Below are 22,717 nucleotides of genomic sequence, written 5' to 3'. Positions count from 1 at the left end.
AAGGGTGCGTACCGGTACGTTCCGGGTCGGTGATCTTCGTTTTCCCCGCGTTGGCCGGGGCATTCCCGGCCGTTCCCCGACCAAATGGCGGGGCTCGGGAAAACTCTGTTGCACCGCACGACCAGCATCGCTCACGATGCCTGGGTGAGCACGACGGGGGAGATCGCGGGCAGCCGACGCGGTCGCGGGTGCATGGCGCGCACGGGGGTGGCGCCATGAGCGCGCGCCTGCGCGGCATCGCGCGGGAGACGGAGCAGATCGTCGCGGCGGGGGCCTACACCGCGCCGGACGGCCGCGAGGTGTCCGTCGCGGCGGCGATCGAGGCGGCACGGTCCGGCACCCGCATGTACGGACCGGGCCCCGTCACGTTCCCGGTGCCGGCGGTCTCCGCGACGGAAGTGTCCGTCGAGGTCACGGGCGAGAGCAGCCTGGCGGCGGCCCGCCGGCTCGGCGACGCGGCAGCCGTGCTGAACTTCGCGTCCGCCCGTAATCCCGGCGGCGGTTACCTCAACGGCGCGCAGGCCCAGGAAGAAGCCCTGTGCCGAGCCTCGGCGCTGCACACCTGCCTGCTTTCGGCCCGTGCGTTCTACGACCACCACCGGGCCCACCGCGACCCGTTCTACACGGACCGCGTCATCCACTCACCAGGCGTTCCCGTCTTCCGCGACGACGGCGGCCGTCTCCTGGACGAGCCGGTCACGGTCGGCTTCCTCACCGCCGCCGCGCCGAACGCGGGAGTCGTCCGCCGGACGGCGCCGCACCGCACGTCCGAACTGCCGCACGCGCTCGCGGTACGGGCCGAGCGGGTACTGGAGACGGCCGCGGCGCACGGGTACCGGCGCCTGGTGCTGGGCGCGTGGGGCTGCGGGGTGTTCCAGAACGACCCCGCTCAGGTGGCGGCCGCCTTCCGGGCGCTGCTCGGACCCGGCGGGCGGTTCGCATCGGCCTTCGAGCACGTGGTGTTCGGGATCCTGGACCGCACACCGAACAATGCGGTACGGGAGGCGTTCGTCCGGGCCTTCCCGGCGCGTCAGGTCCAGCCGTAGCGCTCGTGCAGCCGCTGCCTGACCAGGTTGAACCGTCCGCGGTCCAAAGCGCACGCCTCCCGGCGCATGCCCTCCTCGTGCAGGCGCAGGACGCGGTCCACGTCCACCCACGACTCCCGCCCGGACCGGTCCCACGGCCCGCTGCCGATCGCCACCCACTCACGCTCCCCGTCGTGCCGCTTGCTGGAGAGCTGCACCGCGAGGAACGTCCCTGCGGCCTCCCGGGCCACCACCAGGACCGGGCGGTCCTTGCCCCGCCCGTCGTTCTCCTCGAAGGGCACCCAGGTCCAGACGATCTCGCCGGGATCGGGGTCGCCGTCGTGGGCGGGGGAGTACTCGGTGCGCACCCTGCCGATGGCACGCGGGTCGGCTTCGGCGGTCGCGGTCGGGCCCTGGCGGCCCGGGACGCTCTCTGCGGTGGAGGTGGTCACGGGGGCACCTTAGGGCCTGGTGGCGGTGGCGAAGCACCTACCCCCGGAACAGGTGGACGGCCGGGCGGTCGAGGCGGTCCGGCGTTCGCTCAGACGACGGCGGTGGGCGCCGTCTCGCCCTGCTGCGGCGGCCACAGTTCGTGCCAGCGCAGTTCCGCCTCCAACTGCGCCGCCAGCGAGACCAGCAGGGGCTCGCTGTTGGCCGGCCCGAGCAACTGGGCGCCCACGGGCAGGCCGCCCACGAATCCCGCGGGGACGTTGACACCGGGCCAGCCCAGCACGTTCCACGGCCAGGCGTACGGGCAGGCGGCGATCATCGCCCGGTCGGTGGCGAACCCGCCGAGCCCGAGCATGGCGCCGACACGGGGCGGGGGAGCGGCGGTCGTGGGTGCGAGCACGACGTCGTACGACTCGTAGAACCTGCCGATACGACGGTGCAGGACCGCCTCGGCCCGCCGGGCCGCCCGCAGCGGCGGACCGCCGAGCAGCCGGCCCAGCCGGACGGCGCTGCGGGTGCGCGGGTCGAGCAGCGCGGGAAAGGGGACCTCGCTCGCCCACTCGGCGATACCGGCCGTCGCGCGCGGCACGAAGGTCAGCCCGATCTGGCCGTACGGCGGATCGGCCTCCTCGACGACGTGCCCCAACGCGCTGAGCCTCTCGGCGAGTTCGACGACCCTGGCCCGCACCTCGGGCTGGAGGCGGGCCGGCAGTGCGGTGAACGGCGGCTTGAGGGAGAGCGCGATCCGCAGCCGGCCCGGTTCACGGCCCACGGCCCCGGAGGCGTCGACGGCCGGCGGGCGGTGCGGGTCGAGCGCGTGGTTGCCGGCCGCCGCGTCCAGCAGAAGAGCCGCGTCGGCCACCGTGCGGGCGAGGGTGCCGTTGACGGTGATGCCCTGGAACGACTCACCCTTCGGCCAGGTGGAGATACGACCGCGCTGCGGTTTGATGCCGATCAGATGGGTCCAGGACGCGGGGATCCGCACCGAGCCGGCGCCGTCCGAGCCGAGCGCGGCGGGCACCAGGCCCGCGGCCACGGCGGCGGCCGAACCGCCGGACGAGCCACCGGGAGTGTGCTCCGGGTTCCACGGGTTGCGGGTCGCGCCGAAGGCGGGCCCCTCCGTGAACGGCCACTGCCCCAGCTCGCAGGTGTTGGTCTTGCCGACGATCACGGCCCCGGCCGCGCGCAGCCGCCGTACCGCCTCGCCGTCCTCGGCGACGGGCGGGAACTCCCCGCCGCAGCCGAACGCCGTCGGCTCGCCCGCCACGTCCATGTCGTCCTTCACCGCGACCGGCACCCCGAGCAGCGGCCGTCGCGCGCCCGCGGCGAGCTCCGCGTCCGCGGCCGCGGCCTCGGCGAGGGCGGCCTCGGCCCGCACCACCCGGAAGGCGTTGAGCGAGCCCTGCGTCGCCTCGATCCGCTCCAGCGCCCGGCTGACCAGCGCCTGCGACGTCACCTCCCCGTCGGCCAGCGCACGGGCGGACTCGGCGAGGCCTACGGCACGGTCGGGTGTCATACGGGGCACCTCCGGGACGACGTTGTCTACCGAACGGTAACGTCCCGGGAGCGGTGGCGGAACGCTCTCGCCGGGCGCGGCTCCCAGGTTCCCGACAGGTTTCCCCCGGTGGGCCCCCTTGCGCGCAGCATTGACGCAACTTCACGGTGATCAAGGATGCCGTCCCGGGCGGCCCGGCCCTGACGAGGAACGTCACCCGCTCCCTCCGGTCGGTCGACCAACCCACCCGGTACTGGGGTCGATCCGCTTCGAGTCGTAACAACTGCCCCGGGTACTACCTGCGGCACCACGGCCACCGGCTGAACGGGGCGACGGCACGGACCTGTTCCGGCAGGACAGCTCCCTTGCGCCGGTGGCCGCCTGGGCCTGAGCGAAGGTGTCCGGGGGCCCTTGGCCTGACTTCGCAGGTGTCACGCGAGTGACGTATCGACTCTTGTGGGAAAAGATGCGCACTTTGTGGCGATGTGGTGACCTTGGTTGTGGAGGCTATGGCTGACCCCAGAGGAGATGGTGATATGCCTTCCATTGACAAGGCGATCAAGGAAACGACCGGCGTCCGGACCGACCTCGAAGCGGCACTCGACCCCACCGAGCCCGACGGAGTCTTCCGTGACAGCCGCGAGTGCGCCGCCCTGGCGCTGCTCTCCGCGGACACCAAGCTGCTGCTGTCCCCGCCGACCCCTCGCCCCAAGAAGGGCTGAGTGGACCGACGGGAGCGGCTGAATGGAGCAGTCAGGCACTTCGGCCCTCTTGCAGGGCGCGGTGCAGGACCTTGCGTCCGACGTGGTCTCCGCCCTTCGGGGCGGGGACCACGTGCGCATGTCCGGCACGGAGACGGTGGACGACCCTGAGGGAAGCCTCTCCCTCGCGGCCGTACGAGTGCTGGGAGCGGATCTTCTGCTGCCGCACGTACTCTTCCCGACACCCCCGGTACCAGAGGCACTTACCGTGTTCCGCAGGACGGTGGAGGCGTTCCCGCCGCGCCCGGACGCGGCCCCCACCGTCAGGTGGAGCCACTGGGCCATGGCGCGCACACTGCGGCGGTTCGACATGTCCGCACCCGGGACCGGGGGCGAGGAGGACGCCACGGCACCCGACGCGAGCTGGCTCGACGCGGCGACCTGGCAGGTGCTGACGCATCAACTCGCGGTCCTGGCCCCGCTCGCGGTCCCCGGCGAGGACTGCGCCGTGAGCCTGGTGGCCAGGCGCCGGCCGGTCGACGTGGCCCGTGGCTTCGTACGCGCCGTGCGCCGGCGGGACTGGCAGCAGGCGGCGGGCGCCGGCCGCTGGCTGACCCTGCTCGACGGGGTGCCGGACACGCTCGGCCTCGAAACCGGGCTGGACTTCGTGGAGTTGATGGGCGGCAGCGACCCCCGCGTCGCCCTCCAGGTGCAGGCGGCACGGGTCATGCGGGTGGCCGGAGCGCTCGTATGACCGCCCTGGGTGTCCAGGAGATCCGGGACGTGGGGGCCGCCGCCTTCGCATGGCTGTCCGCGCACCGCGGCGAGTTCGCGCTCGGCGAGGACGCGCTCTCCGCGGACGGCCATGTGGACGCCACCTGGAAACCCCTCGGCGAACTGGCCCAGACGTGCGCGAGCGTACGCTCGCACACGCCGCCGTCCGACTCGCTGCACATCTGCGCGGCGGACCTGCTGCGGTTCGCCTGGCAGCAGACCGGCCAGGGCGAACTCTTCCTGCACCTGCAGCGGATGGAGCCCTTCGCCACCTACCCCCTGGAGATCTACTCCGTGTTCGCCGCGGCCGGACTCAGACATCCCGGGTACGAGGCCGCCGCCGCGACGACCGCCCGCACTCGCGGCTGGCGGCTCACCGAGCAGGACCCGACGCGGCGGCTCGGCGTGCTGAAGGCCGAGCGGCGCAGCGGCATCCACCGGCCGGAGCAGGCCGAGCGGGTGCTGCGGCAGACCTGGCTGGGCGCACTGCCGGAACCCTGGACGTTCGAGCGCTCCTCCGGTTACGCGCTCACCCATGTCGTCTTCCACCTCACCGACTGGGGCCGCCTGCCCGCAGGCGTCCCCGCCGACCTCGACGCCTACCTGTCGCACTGGCTGCCGCCCTGGCTCGACACCTGCCTGGACGCCGGGATGTGGGACCTCAGCTGTGAGCTGCTGGTGGTGGCCGCGAGCCTCCCGACCCCGCCGGACCCCGCGGCACTCCAGGCCGCCTGGGCGCGGATCGCTCGGGCGCAGCTCGACTCCGGCGCGCTGCCCGAGCAGCGCCCCGACTCCGACGCCGAAGGGGGCCGGGAGCCGGGCTTCCGCCACTGCTACCACTCCACGCTGATGGCCGGCTTCGCGGCGGCACAGACCGTCAAGTGCCTCACCGGCGAGGGCGATGCGGTACCCGCGGGCGGCATGCAGAACCGCTACGGGGGACAAGGAGTGCCAGGATGACCGACACCCGTCTCATGCACACCGTCGGCGTGCGCGCCCTGGAGTGGCTGTGGGCCCACCGCGACGGCTTCCGCCTGGAACCGGACGTCGATCCGGAGGTGGGCTTCCTGGAGCGCTTCAAGCCCGTCGGTGAACTGGCCCTGATCTGCCGGGTGTTGTTCCGGGAGGGCGTGGCGGGCTCGCGGCAGGCCGAGCTGGCACGCCGGCTGCTGGACCACACCTGGCGGGAGAGCCTGGACGGCGGGCGCCTGCTGGTGCGCGGACAGCGTGTCGAACCGCTCTCGCCCATCCCGTTCGAGGTGTACCTCCCCTACAAGGAACTCGGTTACAGCGAGCCCGAGGTGGAGCGTGCCACCGTCCTCTACCACCGGCTCGACAGCTGGGACGCCCTCGAACTGGACCCGACCCGCCGCCTCGGACTGGCCGCGTTCCAGCGCCGTTTCGGCCTCACTCCCCGCACGCCCGAATCGGACCTCGTCGGCTCCACCTGGCTGGCCCGTACGCCCGAACCCTGGACGGTCAGCGGGCACATCGCCTACGACGTCACCCACACGGTGTTCCACCTCACCGACTGGGGAGAGCACCCCGAGCAGCTGCCGCCGGACATCGCGGACTACCTCGCCACCTGGCTGCCCGTCTGGATCGACGACTGGCTGGACCTCAGACGCTGGGACCTGCTCGGCGAACTCCTCGTCGTCGACGCCTGCCTGCCCCGCCCCACACTGGACGAACGGGCCTGGGAGGGCTTCGCCGCGGCCCAGCAGCCCGACGGCGCGATGCCGGCCGTCCGGGACATGCCCGAGTGCGAACCCGACGAGCTGTTCGACATCGTCTACCACCCGACGCTGGTCGCCGCCTTCGCCTCCGTGCTGGCCACCTCCCGCGCCCTGTCCGAGCTGACTCACGCCACGACCACGACCTCATGACCGGGCGGGACCTGCCCTGGCCGGGAGGCGACGGCGGCGCGGACGTACGGGGTGGTGCGGGGGTCGTGGCCTCGGCGGGAGACCCGCCCGCCGGTGCCGGGAACGGCCTCCGCCTCCGGGGCGCCGTCGCGGGCGACGAGCCCGTCGGCACCCAGGACGACGCGCTGGTGGAGCGGCTGCGCCGGGCCGTCGACGCCGTGGAGGCGCCCGACGTGGTCCTCGCCGTCTCCCGCTCCGGCCGCCGCACCCTGTACTGCGGCGGCACCGCCGCGCCCCCGCGGGTGCCCCGTCGGGAGCTGCGCTACGAGATCGGGTCGGCCTCGAAGGCGTTCACCGGGCTGCTGCTGGCCCAGCTCATCCAGCGGGGCGTCCTCACCGGGGGCGAGCCGGTCGCCGCCTGCCTGGACCCGGCCCGGCGCAGGGAGCGGGACCCGGTCACGTTCGCCCATCTCGTCACGCACACGGCCGGACTGCCCGCCCTGCCCGCGGACTTCTACCGCCGGGCCCTGCCCGCCTGGCGCACCAACCCCTACGGCCGCTATCCGGCCGAGCGGGTGACCGACGCCTTCCTGCGCCACCGCCCGCGGCACCGGCCCGGCTCCCGGTGGCAGTACTCCAACTTCGGTGTCGCCGTGCTCGGTCACGCGGTCGCCGCGGCCACCGGCACGGCATGGGAGGACCTGCTCGGCGCCCATGTGCTGCGTCCGCTCGCTCTGCACGGCACCGCCCTCAAGGCGCAGGACGCGGGGACTGACGCCGTCGGACACGGCAAGGACGGACGCACTCCCACCCTCTTCTTCGACGCCGGCGGATTCCAGGCGGCGGGTGCTCTGCGGTCCACCCCGCACGACCTGCTGACCTTCCTGGAAGCCCACCTCGACCCAGCCGGCAGCCCACTGGCCGACGCGCTGCGGGCGGTCCGTGTGCCGGTGCTCCGCCGCGGCCGGGACCACCGGCACGTCCACACGGTGGCGTGGTTCCGCCATCCCACCGACGGCGGTCCCCTGTACTTCCACAGCGGGGCGACCCTCGGCCAGCAGGCCTTCCTCGGCTTCCGGCCCGACACGGGCACGGCCCTGGTCGCGCTGTGCACCCGCCGCTTCCGCGCCCGCGACCGCTTCGTCACCACGGCGTACGGGCTCCTCGCCGCGGAGTAGGGGAGCGGCGGCGGGACCGGTGCGGGGCGGGCCCCGCACCGGAACGGTCGTACGACTCCTACATCCGCTGCCACAGCGCCGGCGTGGCGACCGGCGACCACGCGCCCTGCGCCTGGTGGGACTGCAGGCACTGGTACCGCACGCCCGCGTGGGTGACGGTGGTGCCCGCCTCGTAGACACGGCCGGCGGCCCAGGTGTCCACCGTCCCGTTGTCCTGCGGGGCGGACGCGCCGGACTGGGCCGCGGCGGTCTTCAGGACCAGGCCGAAGTCGCTCAGGATCGGATTGATCGGCTGGTAGAAGGTGGTGCCGCCCTCGTCGCAGTCACCTGAGCCGCCGGAGGTGACGCCCTGTGCCTGGGAGCCGGAGACGTACGGGCCGCCGGAGTCGCCCGGCTCGGCGCAGACGGTGGTCTGGGTGACGCCGTCGACCGTGCCCTCGGAGTAGGCGACGCTCGTGTCGTGCTGCTGGATGGTGCCGCAGTGCCAGCCGGTGGTGGAGCCGGAGCGGCAGACGGACGCCCCGACGAGTGCCTGGACCGAACCGGTGACCTGCGTGCGCTGGCCGTCCTCTCCCTCCACGTCGGGCGTGGCCGTCCAGTCGCTGTTCACGGCGACCCAGGACATGTCCTTGCCGGGGAACGTGGAGGCCTGGAACGTGCCCTGGGACGCACGGTTGGAGCCGGCCGTCGAGTCGCCCCGGTCGCCGCAGTGGCCCGCCGAGGCGAAGCCCTGCTGCTGGTCCTTGGTGACGGAGAACCCGATGGAACAGCGGGCGGTGCTCTCGATGTAGTAGGCGTCGCCGCCGACGAGGTCCGCCAGCAGCCTCGGCCGTTGCGCCGACACACGGACGCTCACGCCCTTGCCCCGGACGCCGGCGGCCTTGATGAAGGCGGTGGCGGCCGGCCGCCTGGTCGCCTGGACCACGACGCGGTTGGTCGGTACGTCGACGTACCAGACCGGTGTGTCGCGCGTCTTGACGCGGCGGGCGGCCGAGTCCAGCTTCTTCTTGACGGCCTGGAGGTCGGTCAACGGCCGCTTGAAGACGGCGGCCTTGGCGCCCTGCGACTCGATGGCGGCCACGTCGGCGGAGTGCGTGGTGGCGACGGTGAGCTCGGCGGAGGTCGCGCCGCTCACCCAGGCCCCCGCGAAGTGCGTGCCCAGCGCGTTGCGCAGGCGGCCCGCGCGAGCGCCCGCCTCCGCTTCGTTGACCAGCCGCTCGGCCGCCTGACCCGGCTTCAGCTTGAGGTCCCGCTCCAGGGCGCGCAGTACCGCCGCGGGCGGCCGGTCGGCGCCGAGGGTGTGAGCGGCGGTGGACGCCGGGGCGGGCGGCGGCTCGGCCGAGGCGGCCGTGGTGACGCCGGTGAGGACGAGGGTGCCGAGAGCGGTGAGGGCGGTGCGGCGCCGCGCTGCGCCATGTCTGCCGAGCATGCGGTGTACCTCCATCGGGGTGCGCGTGGGTGTCGATCAGCTCAAGTCCTTGACAGAAAGCGACGCGCCGATGCCATAAGTGATGTTTTTTCGCGCTTTGGGGGGCCTCGGAGGGTGTCATGTGCGCCAGCGGACGGAACGGGGGCGGGAACGCGGCCGCGGCCGACCTCGCTTTCCGGCCATCCAGGACGTGGCAAACTTTCATCGTTCGTTTTCTTGAATCATTCGTGTTTAGGAAGGTAGGTTGTCCCCATGACCGCATCCCCGACCCCGACCCCCGCCGAGGAGCTGCGCGGTGCCGGCCTGCGGGTGACCGCCGCGCGAGTCGCGCTGCTGGAGGCCGTGCGCGCCGGTGACCACCTCGGTGTCGAGGCCATCGCCTCCGGGGTGCGCGATCGCGTGGGGCACGTCTCCCTGCAGGCCGTCTACGAGGGCCTGCACGCTCTCACCGCGGCCGGACTCGTGCGCCGCCTCGAACCACCCGGCAGCCCGGCCCTCTACGAGGGGCGGGTCGGCGACAACCATCACCACCTGGTGTGCCGGTCCTGCGGCGCCGTCGCCGACGTCGACTGCGCGGTCGGTCATGCCCCGTGCCTGACCGCGTCCGACGACCGTGGCTTCGCGGTCGACGAGGCCGAGGTCATCTACTGGGGCCTGTGCCCCGCCTGTTCAGCCGCCCGCGGCTCCTGAACACGTGATCCAGCCGAGCACCGTGATCCACCCGAGCACTGTGATCCACCGAGCACCGTGATCCACCCGAGCACTGTGATCCACCCCGTCCGGAAGGATTCCCATGACTGAGAACCACGACGCGATCGTCACCGACCCGAAGTCGGAGGAGGCGGGCGGTGGTTGCCCCGTCGCGCACGGGCGTGCCGCGCACCCGACTCAGGGCGGTGGCAACCGTCAGTGGTGGCCCGAGCGCCTCAACCTGAAGATCCTCGCCAAGAACCCCGAGGTGGCCAACCCCCTCGGTGAGGAGTTCGACTACGCCGAGGCGTTCCAGGCCCTCGACCTCGCGGCCGTGAAACGTGACATCGCCGAGGTCCTCACCACCTCGCAGGACTGGTGGCCGGCCGACTTCGGCAACTACGGCCCGCTGATGGTCCGTATGGCCTGGCACAGCGCGGGTACCTACCGCATCAGCGACGGCCGCGGCGGCGCCGGCGCGGGTCAGCAGCGCTTCGCCCCGCTCAACAGCTGGCCGGACAACGGCAACCTCGACAAGGCCCGCCGCCTGCTGTGGCCGGTCAAGAAGAAGTACGGCCAGTCCATCTCCTGGGCCGACCTCATGATCCTCACCGGCAACGTCGCCCTGGAGCAGATGGGCTTCAAGACCTTCGGCTTCGCCGGTGGTCGCGAGGACGTCTGGGAGGCCGACGAGGACGTCTACTGGGGCCCCGAGACCACCTGGCTCGACGACCAGCGCTACAGCGGCGACCGCGAGCTGGAGAACCCGCTCGCCGCGGTCCAGATGGGCCTGATCTACGTCAACCCCGAGGGCCCGAACGGCAATCCGGACCCGATCGCCGCCGCCCGCGACATCCGCGAGACGTTCCGCCGCATGGCGATGAACGACGAGGAGACCGTCGCCCTGATCGCCGGTGGCCACACCTTCGGCAAGACGCACGGCGCCGGCCCGGCCGACCACGTGGGTGCCGACCCCGAGGCCGCGTCCATGGAGGAGCAGGGCCTGGGCTGGAAGAGCACCTACGGCACGGGCAAGGGCGGTGACGCCATCACCTCCGGCCTGGAGGTCACCTGGACCACCACGCCGACCCAGTGGAGCAACGGGTTCTTCAAGAACCTCTTCGAGTACGAGTACGAGCTGGAGCAGAGCCCGGCCGGCGCCCACCAGTGGGTGGCCAAGGACGCTCCGGAGATCGTCCCGGACGCCCACGACTCGTCGAAGAAGCACCGTCCGAAGATGCTCACCACGGACCTGTCTCTGCGCTTCGACCCGATCTACGAGCCGATCTCCCGCCGGTTCTACGAGAACCCGGAGGAGTTCGCGGACGCCTTCGCGCGCGCCTGGTTCAAGCTGACCCACCGTGACATGGGCCCGAAGTCCCTGTACCTCGGCCCGGAGGTTCCGGCGGAGACGCTGCTGTGGCAGGACCCGCTGCCCGAGGCCCAGGGCGAGGCCATCGACGACGCCGAGGTCGCGGCCCTCAAGGCCAAGCTCCTCGACTCCGGCCTGACCGTCTCTCAGCTGGTCTCCACCGCGTGGGCGTCCGCCTCGACGTTCCGTGGCAGCGACAAGCGCGGCGGTGCCAACGGCGCCCGTATCCGTCTGGAGCCGCAGCGCAGCTGGGAGGCCAACGACCCCGACCAGCTCGCTCAGGTCCTGCGCGTGCTGGAGGGCGTCCAGCAGGAGTTCAACTCCGGCGCCAAGAAGGTCTCGCTGGCCGACCTGATCGTCCTCGGTGGTTCCGCGGCCGTGGAGAAGGCCGCCAAGGACGCCGGGTTCGACGTCGAGGTGCCGTTCGCCCCGGGCCGTGTCGACGCGACCGAGGAGCACACCGACGCGGAGTCCTTCGCCGCGCTGGAGCCGGTCGCCGACGGGTTCCGCAACTACCTCGGCAAGGGCAACCGCCTTCCCGCCGAGTACCTGCTGCTCGACAAGGCGAACCTGCTCACCCTGAGCGCCCCCGAGATGACGGCCCTCGTCGGTGGCCTGCGCGTCCTCGGCGCCAACCACCAGCAGTCGCAGCTGGGTGTCCTGACCCGGACCCCGGGCGTGCTGACCAACGACTTCTTCGTCAACCTGCTCGACCTGGGCACCACGTGGAAGTCGACGTCCTCGGACCAGACCACGTTCGAGGGCCGTGACGCCGCCACGGGCGAGCTGAAGTGGGCCGGCAGCCGTGCCGACCTCGTCTTCGGCTCCAACTCCGAGCTGCGCGCGCTCGCGGAGGTCTACGCGAGCGACGACGCGAAGGAGAAGTTCGTGAACGACTTCGTCGCGGCGTGGGTCAAGGTCATGAACCTGGACCGGTTCGACCTCGTCTGATCCGTCACTCGTCTGATCCGTCACGCGTACGACGTCCAGGCCGGCCCGTGGGGGCCGGCCTGGACGTTTCTCGTGTGTGGGGGCGCTCGGCCCGGACGAGGCGCGGCTCCAGGAGCTACACCCGCCACATCTGCCACGCCGGTCACATCGGCCACACCAGCCGCATCGGCCACACCCTTCACACAACGCACACGGCACCCCATCAGTTCTTTAAGTTTCAATCGCTAGGCTCGCCGCGAGGAGTTCGGCCCCACCCAGCACAGGAGACCCGGCGTGCTCGACGGCGACGTAGTGGTGATCGGCGGCGGCTATGCGGGCGTCCGTCTGGCGAGAAGACTGGACGCCACGGCACGGGTGACCCTCGTGGACCGCAAGGAGGTCTTCTTCCACCGCATCGCCTCCCTGCGCGCCGGGGTGCGTCGCGACTGGTCGTTCACCCCCTTCATCCCGTACGACCGCCTGCTGAGCAACGGCCGTGTGGCCGTGGGCAAGGCCGTGCGCATCGACACCGCCGAGCGCCAGGTGGTGCTCGCGACGGGGGAGCGGCTCCCCTACGACGTGCTCGTGATCGCCACCGGCGCCGACTACCCCGAACCCGCCCGCTTCACGGGCACCACCCAGGAGGAGGCGGCGAAGTCCTTCGCCGCGCACCAGCAGCACATCGCGGGCGCCGAGCACGTCCTGGTCGTCGGCGGCGGGCCCTCCGGTGTCGAGCTCAGCGCGGAGATCCGCCTGGCGCGGCCCGGAGCCAGGGTCACGCTCGCCCACTCCGGGCCGGAACTGCTGCACGCCACCGGCAGCACCCGGGCCGGGCGCAAGGCGCGCGAGTGGCTGGAGTCCCACGACGTGGAGGTGTGGCTGGACGCCTTCATGTCGCCGGGCAACGAGTTCGGCACCTACCGCGACAGCCGCGGGACCGTCATCGAGGCCGACCTCTCCTTCTGGGCGACCGGTACCACCCCCAACACCCTCTGGCTGCGGTTGGCCGGGCACGGGGACTGGCTCAACGGGACGGGCCATGTGAAGGTCGACCAGGCGCTGCGCGTCCAGGGGTGGCTGGAGGTGTTCGCGGTCGGCGACGTGAACGACGCCACCGAGCTCAAGATCACTCCGGCCGCGCTCGCACAGGCCGACCTGGCGGCTCACAACATCCGCGCCTACCTCAACAGCGCCGGCAGGCACCGCAAGGAGCCCCGCTCCTATCGCCCGACGCACCGTACGCCGCTCATCGTCCCCTTCGGCCCGGCCGACGGAGTGACCCTGCTCCCCGTGCCCGGGGGCGAGACGGCGGTCCTCGGCGGCCGCACGACCACGCTGGCCAAGGCCAAGACGCTCATGACCCCCTATATGAGACGGCAGCTGGGCTACACCGCGGCGTGACCGCCCGGCGGCGGCTTCCCGAGCGCTTCCCGAGCGCTGCCCGAGCGCCCCCCGAGCGCGGCCCGCCCGCTGCCCGACCGCCTCCCGAACCGGCGACGAACGACCTGCAGGGCCCTGCTCACCGTATTGATGCTCGCCGTATTGAACCTGGTGTGCCGGGTACTCGGCCTCCGATCGAGCCCGCCCGCCCCCAGCCGCGGGCTCGGACAGGACCGGCGTGCTTCGAACGGAGTCGTGATGACGCAGAACCGGGAGAGTGCGACGCCCGCCCAGCGACCCGGGTTTGCGGAACTGCGCCCGGTGGAGGAGGGCCCGTCGCCTTCGCGGGAGCCGCGCTCGCTCACCAACGGAACACCGGTAGGTGACCGCAGCCAGGCGATCCTGGAGGCGGCCAAGCAGGTGGGCGCGCTGCTCAAACGCAAGGGGCACAGCTTCGCCCTGGCCGGCAGCGTCGCCGTCTACGCGCACGGCGGAAGCGGTCACCTCCAGCACGACGCCGACTTCTGCATCCGCCGCTCCGATGCCCAGGCGGTGACCGAGACACTGGCCGAGGCGGGCCTCACCGTCCGTACGCCCCCGGAGGACTGGCTGCTGAAGACCACCTGCTTCGGACAGGAGGTCGACCTCCTGTTCGAGCTGGCGCACCGGCCGGTCTCCGACGACATGCTCGCCCGCGCGCAGGAGCTCCCGGTCGACTCGGTGCGGATGCCCGTCATCGCGCCGACCGACCTCATGCGCGGCCTGATCGAGCCCTTCTCGGAGCACTACTGCGACTTCGGGCCGGTGCTGGCCGCCGCCCGTGCCCTGCGCGAGAAGGTGGACTGGGAGGACGTACGCGCTTCCTGCGGTGACGAGCCCATGCCCGCCGCCTTCTTCTTTCTCCTCGAACGCCTGAACGTCATCGCCCCACGGGAGGAGCTTCGATGACCGGATACGGCGCCCCGCCCGCTCCCGGCGCCGGAGCGCCGCAGGGCCTGGACTACCGGGTGGCGCATCTCGCCGACCATCTGGCCGCCGGGGACCTCGGCGAGCTCGGTGTGCGGATCGAAATCCGCGGCGAGGCGGTCCTGCTGACCGGCACCGTGCCGTCAGCGCAGTGCCGCGACGACATCCTGCGCATGGCGCGTGAAGAGCTGTCGGGGGCGCCCGTCCACAGCGACATCGTGGTCGCGGACTCCACCGCGCCCGATCACGCCGAGGAGGTCGAATGATCCGGATAGCAGCCGTCGGGGACATCCACATGGGGCCCGACAGCAAGGGCCGGCTGCGTCCCTCCTTCGAGACCCTGCCCGAATGCGCCGACGTGCTGCTGCTCGCCGGTGACCTCACCCGCCACGGCACCCCGGAGGAGGCCCGGGTGGTGGCGCACGAGATCGAGGGACTGGCGGTCCCGGTCGTCGCGGTGCTGGGCAACCACGATCACCACGCCGACTGCCCCGAGGAGATCACCGCCGTGCTGGAGGACGCGGGCGCGCGGGTTCTGGAAGGCCAGGCGACCGTGGTGGGCAACGGGGGCGCCAGGATCGGCGTGGCCGGCACGAAGGGCTTCGGCGGTGGGTTCGTCGGGCGCTGCGCCGGTGAGTTCGGGGAACCGATCATGAAGGAGTTCGTCAGGTACTCGCGCCGGCGCGCCGACACCCTGCGGGAGTCCCTGCAGGAGCTGGCGGGGCAGGACTGCGACGTACGTATCGCGCTCACCCACTTCTCCCCGGTACCGGACACGCTGGCCGGGGAACCGCCCGAGATCTACCCGTTCCTCGGCAGCTATCTGCTGGCCGAGGCGATCGACACGGCCGGCGCCGACCTCGCGGTGCACGGGCACGCGCACCTGGGCAGCGAGCACGGCATGACGAGCGGGGGCGTGAAGGTGCGCAACGTCGCTCAGCCGGTGATCGGCCGGGCCTTCCACGTCTACCACCTCGCACGGCACGACCGGGCGGTATCCGTTGCCCCGGGCGGCCGGACGCGGATCTGAGGGTGTGGTCGCGTCGTGCCGTGACCGTCCCGGTGTGGGCGAGGCCACGCCGCCGATCGGCCTTCGGGCATGTCCACCGGCCGGGACGCCGGGCTACCGTTTCAGGGCTTCTGTAGATCTGGTGGACCTAAGCGTCCATCGCTCGTACCCCGGACGGCCCGGCAGTGCTCGCAGACCTCTCCCCGCTCATCGCGGCGACCACCCAATGGCTGACACGTTCCTATCCCGCGTGCGGCGGCGCGCTGGCCGCCGCCCTGGGTGAGGTGCAGGCCCGGCAGGCCGTCACGGTCGCGGCATGGCTGCGGTACCCGACGCCGACGGACGCCGCACTCGTGGGGATGGCGGGCCCGGGCGGCTCGGGTGGCCTGGACTGGGTCACCGGCGCGGACGCCGCCGCGGCCGACGAGACGGACGACTTCGCCTGGCGCACCTGGGTCGACGAGGTCGTGGCGAGCTGGGCGGCCTGCCTGCTCACCGACGACGCCCTGGCCCGGCTGGCGGTAGCGGCGCTCGCCGACGGCGATCACGCGACGGGCGTACCGCAGGAGTTCCGCCGCCTCGTCCGCCCCGACTCCCGCGACCGGGCCGCAGCTGCCCTGCTGCGTCACCCCGACCTGGTGGCCCCCGTGGCCGCCCTCCATCGAGCCGCCCTTCAGGCACGCCTCGATCCGGGCCGGGCGCTGGCCGCCTGAGCGTGCGTGGTGCCGCCGTTCGGGTGGGCGGGGGCGTCGGACGGCGTACGGGGAAGGACCGGGCGACGGGTCCGGTGAGCCCGGCCCAGCAGTCGCCGGTTCGGATGCCGCCCAGCCTCGCTGCCTGCGAGCTCTGATGGCGCCGAGCCCGGGAGTCCTCGCGCCGCGCAGCCCAGCGACGGCAGCCGCGTGCTGCAGGGCCTTTCGCGTACGGCTCGGCGAGCCGGCCCCGGCCTGCCCGCGGGCGCTCCTCGTCCAGCCCTCGAAGGGCCGTCCGGCTCCGCCACCCGCGTGCCTCGTGAGGTGAGTCGTCTCGCTGGGGTTGTCCGGCTCGTGGCGTCGGCCCTGGGCCGTGTCAGGTGAGTCGTCTCGCTGTCGTCCCGCCAGGCCGCCCGCTCCGTGCCGTCGGGCCCGGGGGAACCCGCTCCGTGCTGTCCCGCCAGGGCCGCCCGCCCCGTGCCGTCGGGCCCGGGCCGCCCGCCCCGTGCCGTCGCCCCCCTCCCGTCAGGCAGCCGTCCCCAGGGCCGCCCGCACCGTGGCGTCGCCCTCCTTCGTCGGCAGGGTCGTCGGCGTCGGGGTTCGGCGGGCGCGGAGGGTGAGGCCCGCCGCGATGGTGGCGGCGATGATCAGACCGCCGGTGACCAGGGCGCCGCGGGCGCCGGCCAGTTCCATGAGGAGGCCGAGGGCCGGAGGGCCGCCGAGCCCCCAGGCGGTACCGATGCTGCTCCAGACGCCGAGCACGCGTCCCCGCAGGTGGGCCGGAGGGTCGGTCTGCAGGACGGAAGTCCCGGCGGTGTCGGAGACGGACTCCACCACGGCCATCGGCAGCACCAGCACCAGCAGCACGGCCAGCGACGGGGACAGCCCGGCCGCCACCTGCAGCAGACCGCCCGCCGCCGCCAGCGTGCCCACCAGCCGGACGGAGGGCCTGCGCAGCCGGGCACCGAGGACCGCGCCCAGGATGCCGCCGACGGCGAGCACCGTGGAGACCGTGCCGAAGGACCCCGCCCCGCCCGCGAGCGGCCCGGTGACGAGCACCGCCAGGGTGAGGCCGTAGTTGCGGCCGAAGACCGAGCTGACCCCGGTGACCGCGGCGAGCGCGACCAGACGGGGGCGGCGCAGGAAGAAGAGCAGGCCCTGGCGCATGGTCATGTCCGGCGCGGAGGGTTTGCCGTCGCCGGGCCGCGGCACGGAGCGCACCTGCGCGGCGTGCCGCACCGCGCCGGGCGCCGGACGCAGGAAGGGAATCACCGACGCCACGAACAGGAACGACAGGCCGTTCGCGGCGTAGGCGGCGGCTGTGCCGAGGAACCCGACCGTGACACCGGCCAGGGCGGTGCCCACGAGCCGGCCCGCGTTGTGCACCAGCGAGCCGACGCCGATCGCGGAGGGCACGTCCGCCACAGGAACGAGGTCGTTGCCCAGCAGGGCGCACGCGGGCCCGTCGACGGTGGCGATGATGCCGGTCACGGCGGCCAGCACCATCAGGGAGGTCATGTCCAGCCCGCCCAGCGCCACCAGCAGGGCCGTGGTGAAGGCCACCGCGCCGAGCAGCGCCTGGCTGACGGCGGCCGTCAGCTTGAGGGGCCAGCGGTCCACCGCCGTACCGCCCAGCAGGCTCATGAACAGCGCGGGAGCGGCCTGAACGGACATCGACAGGCCCGTCGCCGCCGCCGAGCCGGTGATCTGCAGGACGAGCAGGTTCTGCACCGTGAGCTGCATCCAGGTGCCGGCGTTCGACAGGAAGTTGGCGACGGACCACCAGCGCATGCTGCGGTACCTCAGCGACCGCCAGGGCGAGCGGGACTCGCCGTCGGACGGGACGGAGGCGGTGTTCGGCGCAGACGGGGGCAGGGCAGGGGTGAAAGACACAGTGCGGTACCCGGAACCAGGGGAGTCGAGGAGGGACCGGGGAACCGGTATCGCCGGCTGCGCTGCGCGGCGGTTCCACCGAGTCGGTCACGGCGCGGACCATCGTGGCAGACCGGACCCCCGGAACGACGGCGCCCGCCCTGTCGCGCCGCCGCCCCGGGGGTCAACTGCCCGGGACGATCCGGTATTTGCCGGTCGAGTGTGGTTGCTCACAGGGGCCCGGGAGGCCGGACCGCACGGCCGTCCCTCCCGGCCCGGGTCAGTCCTTCTTGCCGCGACCGCTCAGCGCGTCGCGCATCCGGTCCACCAGGCCCGCTCCGGGGGCCAGGAGCTTGTTGGCGGGCGGCTTGTCCGGGGCGGCCGGATGCGGCCGCGTCGGTGCCATCTTCTTCGCCGTACGCACCTTGTCGCCGAGCTGGTCGAGCGCCTCGGGCGGACAGGCCGCGCGCAGCCTGGGGAAGAGGTTCTGCTCCTCGTCCGCGATGTGCGAGCGGACCTCGGTCATCAACATCCCGACGAGCCGGTCGAAGTCCGGATCGCCGGCCTCGCACCCCTCCAGGTCCTTCATGATCTGCTCGGCCTTGGAGTGATCCTCGGTCTCCCTGTCCGCGAGGGTGTCCCCGCCCGCGACATGCTCCCGCACCGCCGGGTAGAGGTACTCCTCCTCGGCGACCGAGTGCCTCACCAGCTCCATGGTGACCTGCTCGGCATACACCTTGCGGTCCTTGTCACCGGACGGAAGCGCCTCGATCCGGCCGAAGAGCTCCTCGACCTCGCGGTGATCGGTCACCAGCTCGTCGATGACGTTCCCACCATGACCCATGTCCTTCACCTCCAGCTTCAGCGGCGCCCCGGGTGGGCCGCCGCCGGCTCCGAGTGCCCGCGGTCGGCGGACTCACACGAAGTCGCGACCGGCCACGGACCGACGCATAGTAGGAATCAACGTGTGAAACCAGCACACCCCGGGAACCCCGTGGTCGTGCGTCGTCGAAAGAGACGACTGCGGGCGCGGGCGCTTCCGCCGGGCGCCGTCCGCGACCAGTTCTTTCACCCTCGCCAACAGTCGGGCGAAGGCGCGCCGAAGCCTTCCGCGGTTCTCCGAAACCTCCTGTGCCGCGCCTGAGGGTGTGCGGTGTGCGCCGGTTTCCCGGCGTCCTCGTGCGTGGAGAAGGAAGACCCATGAGCGAATCTTCGACATGTACATGGCGACGTGCCCTGGTGACCGGCGGTGCCGGCTTCCTCGGCAGCCATCTGTGCGAGCGCCTGCTGGATTCGGACGTCGAAGTCGACTGCGCCGACAACCTGTGCTCCGGTTCGCGTGAGAACATCGCGCACCTCGAAGCCCGCCGCGGCTTCCGGTTCGTCGAATGCGACGTCTCGGCACCCGACGCCCCCCAGCGGCTCCCGGGGCCGTACGACCTGGTCCTGCACTTCGCCTGCCCCGCGTCACCCGCCGACTACCTTCGGCTGCCCCTGGAGACGCTCGACGCGGGCAGCCTCGGCACCCGCACCATGCTGGCCGTCGCCGAGCGTGACCGGTGCCGGTTCCTGCTGGCCTCGACCTCCGAGGTGTACGGCGATCCGCTGCGGCATCCGCAGCGCGAGGACTACTGGGGCAACGTCAACCCGGTCGGGCCGCGCAGCGTGTACGACGAGTCCAAGAGGTTCGCCGAGGCCCTGGTCACCGCCCATGTGCGGGTGAAGGACGCGAACGCCGGGATCGTGCGCCTGTTCAACACCTACGGGCCGCGCATGCGCGCGCACGACGGGCGAGCCGTCCCCACCTTCGTCAGCCAGGCACTGGCCGGCGAACCGCTCACCGTGGCGGGCGACGGCCGTCAGACACGGTCGCTGTGCTACGTGGACGACACCGTCGACGGGATCCTGCTCGTGGCGGCGAGCCACTCGGTCCGCCCCGTCAACATCGGCGGCAGCGACGAGGTCACCGTCCGCGAGATCGCCCACCGGGTGGTCGAGTTGACGGGTTCCTCCTCACCGATCGTGTACGTCGACCGCCCCACCGACGACCCGCAGCGCCGCCGCCCGGACACCGGCCTGGCGCGCGAGCTGCTCGGCTGGACGCCCCGGGTGCCCTGGGAGGAGGGCGTCAAGCAGACCATCGCCTACTTCGCCACGGAGTCTGCGGCGCGCGAGCCCGGCCCACAGGACTGACCCACCCGCACGCCGTACGGAGGCATCGCATGCGCGTCCTGGGAATCAACGCCCTCTTCCACGACCCCGCCGCCGCCCTCGTCGTGGACGGCCGGATCGTGGCGGCCGCCGAGGAGGAACGCTTCAGCCGGCGCAAGCACGGCAAGCGCCCCCTGCCCTTCTCCGCCTGGGAACTTCCCGAACTCTCCGCCCGATGGTGCCTGGACCGGGCCGGCCTGACCCCGGCCGACCTGGACGCGGTCGCCTACTCCTACGACCCCGAACTCGCCCGTCCCGCAGGCCGGTTGGGGCTGGACGACCCCTGGGACCACCTGCGTCAGGAATACGCCCGCCGCGCCCCCGGGTTCCTCGCCGAGGCCCTGCCCGGACTCGACCCCGGCAAGGTCCGCTTCGTCGCCCACCACGTCGCCCACGCCGCCTCCGCCGGACAGGCCGCCCCGTACCCCGACAGCGCCGTACTGGTGCTGGACGGCCGCGGCGAATGCGGCTCGCACCTGGCCGGCCGGTACGCGAACCGCGAACTCACCGTCCTCGGCTCGCAGTCGCTGCCCGACTCGATGGGGCTGTTCTACGAGGACCTCACCCAGCACCTCGGATTCCTGCGCAGCAGCGACGAGTTCAAGGTGATGGCGCTCGCCTCGTACGGCACGCCCCGCTTCCTCGACCGGCTGCGCGAGTACGTCCACCCGGACGGCGACGGCGGCTTCCGCGCACGCCCCGTCCCGTGGGCGTCGCTGGTCCCCCCACGTGCGGCGGGCGCCGACTGGACGCAGGACCACGCCGACCTCGCCGCCAGCGCCCAGACCTGCCTGGAGGAGGTCCTGCTCGGCCTCGCCCGATGGCTGTACGACCGTACCGGCGAGGAGGTGCTCACCCTCGCGGGAGGCGTCGCCCTCAACTGCGTGGCCAACACCCGGCTGCACCGGGAGACACCCTTCCGCCACGTCTGGGTGCAGCCCGCCGCCGGGGACGCGGGCACCGCACTCGGCGCCGCGCTCCACGTCGCCCACCAGAAGGAGGCCGTGGAGGCGATGCCGACCGCGGCGCTCGGCCGCGACTGGAGCGACGACGAACTGCGGGACCGGCTGGACCGCGCGGCCGTGCCCTACGAGGAACCCGACGACATCGCCGAGACCGTGGCCGCCGAACTCGCCGGGGACGGCATCGTCGCCTGGTTCCAGGGGCGCAGCGAGTACGGGCCCCGGGCACTCGGGCACCGCTCACTGCTCGCCCACCCGGGCCGCGCCGCGAACCTCGAACGCCTCAACGCCGTCAAGGGCCGCGAGGAGTTCCGCCCCGTCGCGCCCATGGTGCTGGCCGAGCGTGCCGCTCAGCTCTTCGACGGGCCGCTGCCCAGCCCCTACATGCTGTTCGTCCACGAGGTCGCCGAGGAGTGGCGGCATCGCATCCCGGCCGTGGTCCACGTCGACGGCACGGCACGGATCCAGACCGTGGACCGCCGGGACGAACCCCTGGTCGCGCGCATGATCGACGGGTTCGAACGACTCACCGGCCTGCCCGTCGTCGTCAACACCAGCCTCAACACCGCCGGACGGCCCATGGTGGACGACCCCCGGGACGCCCTGGAGTGCTTCGGCTCGGCGCCCGTGGACCTGCTCGCCCTCGGCCCCTTCGCGATCCGGCGGAAGAAGGTGTTCGCATGACGGCCGACGTTCCCGCCTACTCCGTCGTCATCCCCACGATCGGACGGCCCTGCCTCGCCGACTGCCTGCGCGCGCTCGCCGAGGCCGCGCCCCACCACCCACCCGAGGCGGTCGTGGTGGTCGACGACCGCCCCGACCCCACCGGCCCGCTGCCCCTGGAAGCGGCCGGCGACCTGCCGCTGAAGACCCTGAGCACGGGAGGCAGGGGCCCGGCGGCCGCCCGCAACGAGGGCTGGCACACGGTCCGTTCACCCTGGACCGTCTTCCTCGACGACGACGTCCAGGTGCTGCCCGACTGGTCCCGCCGGCTCGCCGACGACCTCGCCGCCGCGGACCCCGCCACCGGCGGCGTCCAGGGACGCCTGCGGGTCCCCCTGCCGGAGGACCGCCGGCCCACCGACTGGGAACGCGGCACCGCCGGACTGGAACGGGCCGCCTGGGCCACGGCGGACATGGCCTACCGCACCGAGGCGCTCGCGAGCGTCCGAGGCTTCGACGAACGGTTCGGCCGGGCCTTCCGGGAGGACGCCGACCTGGCCCTGCGCGTCCGCGACGCCGGGTGGCTGCTGCGCCGCGGACAGCGAACGACGCGCCACCCGGTGCGGGACGCCGACCGCTGGGTCTCGGTGCGGGCCCAACGCGGCAACGCCGACGACGCGTTGATGACCCGGATGCACGGCCCCCACTGGTGGGCGAACGCCCGGGCCCCGCGCGGCCGACTGCCCCGGCACGCGCTCGTGACGTCCCTCGCGCTCGCCACCCCCGCCCTCGCGCTGGCCGGCCGGCGCCGCGCGGCCCGGGTCACCGCGGGACTGTGGGCGCTCGGCACCGCCGAGTTCGCCCTCGCCCGCATCAAGCCCGGGCCCCGCACCCCGCAGGAGATCACCACCATGATCGCCACCAGCGTGGTCATCCCGCCGCTCGCCGTGCGCCACTGGGTCGACGGGCTGATACGCCACCGGCGGGCCACCCCCCTCAGGAGCACACGGTGACACGGCGCGGAACGGGCACGAGCCTTCACCGGCCCACGCG

At 72.9% G+C, this 22,717-nt stretch carries 21 protein-coding genes; 16 read left to right on the top strand and 5 right to left on the bottom strand.

Annotation, left to right across the window (positions count from 1 at the left end; translation table 11 throughout):
• Positions 1 to 215 precede the first annotated feature (215 nt).
• Positions 216 to 1,046, top strand: a complete 831-nt coding sequence (locus ACWCPI_RS09065; RefSeq protein ID WP_451037481.1) for a TIGR02452 family protein — start codon at positions 216 to 218, stop codon at positions 1,044 to 1,046.
• On the opposite strand, the gene ACWCPI_RS09060 is transcribed toward ACWCPI_RS09065, so the two are convergent.
• On the bottom strand, positions 1,031 to 1,477 hold the full coding sequence (locus tag ACWCPI_RS09060) for a type II toxin-antitoxin system PemK/MazF family toxin (protein WP_451037480.1): 447 nt from the start codon (positions 1,475 to 1,477) through the stop codon (positions 1,031 to 1,033). The genes ACWCPI_RS09065 and ACWCPI_RS09060 overlap by 16 nt on opposite strands.
• A gap of 89 nt (positions 1,478 to 1,566) precedes the next feature.
• Complete coding sequence (locus ACWCPI_RS09055; protein ID WP_451037479.1) at positions 1,567 to 2,991, bottom strand: amidase; 1,425 nt, start codon at positions 2,989 to 2,991, stop codon at positions 1,567 to 1,569.
• Positions 2,992 to 3,506: 515 nt separating this feature from the next.
• On the opposite strand from ACWCPI_RS09055, the gene ACWCPI_RS09050 reads away from it, so the two are divergent.
• Genes ACWCPI_RS09050 through ACWCPI_RS09030 form a run of 5 tightly spaced genes read left to right on the top strand, consistent with a single transcriptional unit; the run spans position 3,507 to position 7,488 of the window.
• Complete coding sequence (locus ACWCPI_RS09050) at positions 3,507 to 3,692, top strand: hypothetical protein (protein WP_388805791.1); 186 nt, start codon at positions 3,507 to 3,509, stop codon at positions 3,690 to 3,692.
• Between the two features lie 22 nt (positions 3,693 to 3,714).
• Complete coding sequence (locus ACWCPI_RS09045) at positions 3,715 to 4,425, top strand: hypothetical protein (RefSeq protein ID WP_451037478.1); 711 nt, start codon at positions 3,715 to 3,717, stop codon at positions 4,423 to 4,425.
• A complete protein-coding gene (locus ACWCPI_RS09040; protein ID WP_451037477.1) occupies positions 4,422 to 5,405 on the top strand; it encodes a DUF6895 family protein in 984 nt (327 codons plus the stop codon). The genes ACWCPI_RS09045 and ACWCPI_RS09040 overlap by 4 nt, the downstream gene beginning before the upstream one ends.
• Positions 5,402 to 6,331, top strand: a complete 930-nt coding sequence (locus tag ACWCPI_RS09035; RefSeq protein ID WP_451037476.1) for a DUF6895 family protein — start codon at positions 5,402 to 5,404, stop codon at positions 6,329 to 6,331. The genes ACWCPI_RS09040 and ACWCPI_RS09035 overlap by 4 nt, the downstream gene beginning before the upstream one ends.
• The gene (locus ACWCPI_RS09030; protein ID WP_451037475.1) at positions 6,328 to 7,488 is read left to right on the top strand and encodes a serine hydrolase domain-containing protein; all 1,161 of its coding nucleotides are present in this window, start codon (positions 6,328 to 6,330) and stop codon (positions 7,486 to 7,488) included. The genes ACWCPI_RS09035 and ACWCPI_RS09030 overlap by 4 nt, the downstream gene beginning before the upstream one ends.
• Positions 7,489 to 7,546: 58 nt before the next feature.
• Here the strand turns inward: ACWCPI_RS09030 and ACWCPI_RS09025 are convergent, their stop codons facing one another.
• On the bottom strand, positions 7,547 to 8,917 hold the full coding sequence (locus tag ACWCPI_RS09025) for an alpha-lytic protease prodomain-containing protein (protein ID WP_451037474.1): 1,371 nt from the start codon (positions 8,915 to 8,917) through the stop codon (positions 7,547 to 7,549).
• Positions 8,918 to 9,169: 252 nt separating this feature from the next.
• Here ACWCPI_RS09025 and ACWCPI_RS09020 point away from each other — a divergent pair, with 252 nt between their 5' ends.
• The 7 genes from ACWCPI_RS09020 (at position 9,170) to ACWCPI_RS08990 (ending at position 15,977) form a co-directional block, all read left to right on the top strand.
• Complete coding sequence (locus ACWCPI_RS09020; RefSeq protein ID WP_388805773.1) at positions 9,170 to 9,607, top strand: Fur family transcriptional regulator; 438 nt, start codon at positions 9,170 to 9,172, stop codon at positions 9,605 to 9,607.
• Between the two features lie 103 nt (positions 9,608 to 9,710).
• Positions 9,711 to 11,930, top strand: coding sequence for a catalase/peroxidase HPI (gene katG / locus ACWCPI_RS09015; RefSeq protein WP_451037473.1), 2,220 nt, complete (start codon positions 9,711 to 9,713; stop codon positions 11,928 to 11,930).
• A gap of 273 nt (positions 11,931 to 12,203) precedes the next feature.
• Positions 12,204 to 13,310, top strand: a complete 1,107-nt coding sequence (locus ACWCPI_RS09010) for an NAD(P)/FAD-dependent oxidoreductase (protein ID WP_451037472.1) — start codon at positions 12,204 to 12,206, stop codon at positions 13,308 to 13,310.
• Positions 13,311 to 13,547: 237 nt separating this feature from the next.
• Positions 13,548 to 14,237 carry a hypothetical protein gene (locus ACWCPI_RS09005; RefSeq protein WP_451037471.1) on the top strand — a complete coding sequence of 230 codons (690 nt, stop codon included), beginning with the start codon at positions 13,548 to 13,550 and terminating at the stop codon, positions 14,235 to 14,237.
• The gene (locus tag ACWCPI_RS09000) at positions 14,234 to 14,521 is read left to right on the top strand and encodes a BON domain-containing protein (RefSeq protein WP_451037470.1); all 288 of its coding nucleotides are present in this window, start codon (positions 14,234 to 14,236) and stop codon (positions 14,519 to 14,521) included. The genes ACWCPI_RS09005 and ACWCPI_RS09000 overlap by 4 nt, the downstream gene beginning before the upstream one ends.
• Positions 14,518 to 15,285, top strand: coding sequence for a metallophosphoesterase family protein (locus ACWCPI_RS08995; RefSeq protein WP_451037469.1), 768 nt, complete (start codon positions 14,518 to 14,520; stop codon positions 15,283 to 15,285). Before ACWCPI_RS09000 ends, ACWCPI_RS08995 begins: the two co-directional genes overlap by 4 nt.
• Before the next feature lie 164 nt (positions 15,286 to 15,449).
• Positions 15,450 to 15,977 (top strand): hypothetical protein, encoded by a 528-nt coding sequence (locus tag ACWCPI_RS08990; protein WP_451037468.1) that lies wholly within the window; start codon positions 15,450 to 15,452, stop codon positions 15,975 to 15,977.
• A 504-nt stretch (positions 15,978 to 16,481) separates the two neighbouring features.
• Here the strand turns inward: ACWCPI_RS08990 and ACWCPI_RS08985 are convergent.
• On the bottom strand, positions 16,482 to 17,747 hold the full coding sequence (locus ACWCPI_RS08985; protein ID WP_451037467.1) for an MFS transporter: 1,266 nt from the start codon (positions 17,745 to 17,747) through the stop codon (positions 16,482 to 16,484).
• Between the two features lie 361 nt (positions 17,748 to 18,108).
• Entirely contained in the window at positions 18,109 to 18,672 is a 564-nt protein-coding gene (locus ACWCPI_RS08980) for a hemerythrin domain-containing protein (protein WP_451037466.1), read from the bottom strand.
• A gap of 356 nt (positions 18,673 to 19,028) precedes the next feature.
• Here ACWCPI_RS08980 and ACWCPI_RS08975 point away from each other — a divergent pair, with 356 nt between their 5' ends.
• Genes ACWCPI_RS08975 through ACWCPI_RS08965 form a run of 3 tightly spaced genes read left to right on the top strand, consistent with a single transcriptional unit; the run spans position 19,029 to position 22,677 of the window.
• Complete coding sequence (locus ACWCPI_RS08975) at positions 19,029 to 20,021, top strand: NAD-dependent epimerase/dehydratase family protein (protein ID WP_451037465.1); 993 nt, start codon at positions 19,029 to 19,031, stop codon at positions 20,019 to 20,021.
• 29 nt (positions 20,022 to 20,050) lie between these two features.
• The gene (locus ACWCPI_RS08970) at positions 20,051 to 21,685 is read left to right on the top strand and encodes a carbamoyltransferase family protein (protein WP_451037464.1); all 1,635 of its coding nucleotides are present in this window, start codon (positions 20,051 to 20,053) and stop codon (positions 21,683 to 21,685) included.
• The gene (locus tag ACWCPI_RS08965) at positions 21,682 to 22,677 is read left to right on the top strand and encodes a glycosyltransferase family 2 protein (RefSeq protein WP_451037463.1); all 996 of its coding nucleotides are present in this window, start codon (positions 21,682 to 21,684) and stop codon (positions 22,675 to 22,677) included. The genes ACWCPI_RS08970 and ACWCPI_RS08965 overlap by 4 nt, the downstream gene beginning before the upstream one ends.
• Positions 22,678 to 22,717 lie beyond the last annotated feature (40 nt).

The sequence above is a fragment of the Streptomyces sp. NPDC001920 genome, assembly GCF_053594495.1.
This window is presented reverse-complemented; position numbering and strand designations above follow the sequence as displayed.

Coding starts and splice junctions, on each gene's coding strand:
- ACWCPI_RS08970 (WP_451037464.1), top strand. CDS start 20,051: ATGCGCGTCCTGGGAATCAACGCCCTCTTCCACGACCCCGCCGCCGCC.
- ACWCPI_RS09055 (WP_451037479.1), bottom strand. CDS start 2,991: ATGACACCCGACCGTGCCGTAGGCCTCGCCGAGTCCGCCCGTGCGCTG.
- ACWCPI_RS09035 (WP_451037476.1), top strand. CDS start 5,402: ATGACCGACACCCGTCTCATGCACACCGTCGGCGTGCGCGCCCTGGAG.
- ACWCPI_RS09065 (WP_451037481.1), top strand. CDS start 216: ATGAGCGCGCGCCTGCGCGGCATCGCGCGGGAGACGGAGCAGATCGTC.
- ACWCPI_RS09005 (WP_451037471.1), top strand. CDS start 13,548: ATGACGCAGAACCGGGAGAGTGCGACGCCCGCCCAGCGACCCGGGTTT.
- ACWCPI_RS08975 (WP_451037465.1), top strand. CDS start 19,029: ATGAGCGAATCTTCGACATGTACATGGCGACGTGCCCTGGTGACCGGC.
- ACWCPI_RS09000 (WP_451037470.1), top strand. CDS start 14,234: ATGACCGGATACGGCGCCCCGCCCGCTCCCGGCGCCGGAGCGCCGCAG.
- ACWCPI_RS09030 (WP_451037475.1), top strand. CDS start 6,328: ATGACCGGGCGGGACCTGCCCTGGCCGGGAGGCGACGGCGGCGCGGAC.
- ACWCPI_RS08980 (WP_451037466.1), bottom strand. CDS start 18,672: ATGGGTCATGGTGGGAACGTCATCGACGAGCTGGTGACCGATCACCGC.
- ACWCPI_RS09025 (WP_451037474.1), bottom strand. CDS start 8,917: ATGCTCGGCAGACATGGCGCAGCGCGGCGCCGCACCGCCCTCACCGCT.
- ACWCPI_RS09040 (WP_451037477.1), top strand. CDS start 4,422: ATGACCGCCCTGGGTGTCCAGGAGATCCGGGACGTGGGGGCCGCCGCC.
- ACWCPI_RS08965 (WP_451037463.1), top strand. CDS start 21,682: ATGACGGCCGACGTTCCCGCCTACTCCGTCGTCATCCCCACGATCGGA.
- ACWCPI_RS08995 (WP_451037469.1), top strand. CDS start 14,518: ATGATCCGGATAGCAGCCGTCGGGGACATCCACATGGGGCCCGACAGC.
- katG (WP_451037473.1), top strand. CDS start 9,711: ATGACTGAGAACCACGACGCGATCGTCACCGACCCGAAGTCGGAGGAG.
- ACWCPI_RS08985 (WP_451037467.1), bottom strand. CDS start 17,747: ATGCGCTGGTGGTCCGTCGCCAACTTCCTGTCGAACGCCGGCACCTGG.
- ACWCPI_RS09050 (WP_388805791.1), top strand. CDS start 3,507: ATGCCTTCCATTGACAAGGCGATCAAGGAAACGACCGGCGTCCGGACC.
- ACWCPI_RS09045 (WP_451037478.1), top strand. CDS start 3,715: ATGGAGCAGTCAGGCACTTCGGCCCTCTTGCAGGGCGCGGTGCAGGAC.
- ACWCPI_RS09020 (WP_388805773.1), top strand. CDS start 9,170: ATGACCGCATCCCCGACCCCGACCCCCGCCGAGGAGCTGCGCGGTGCC.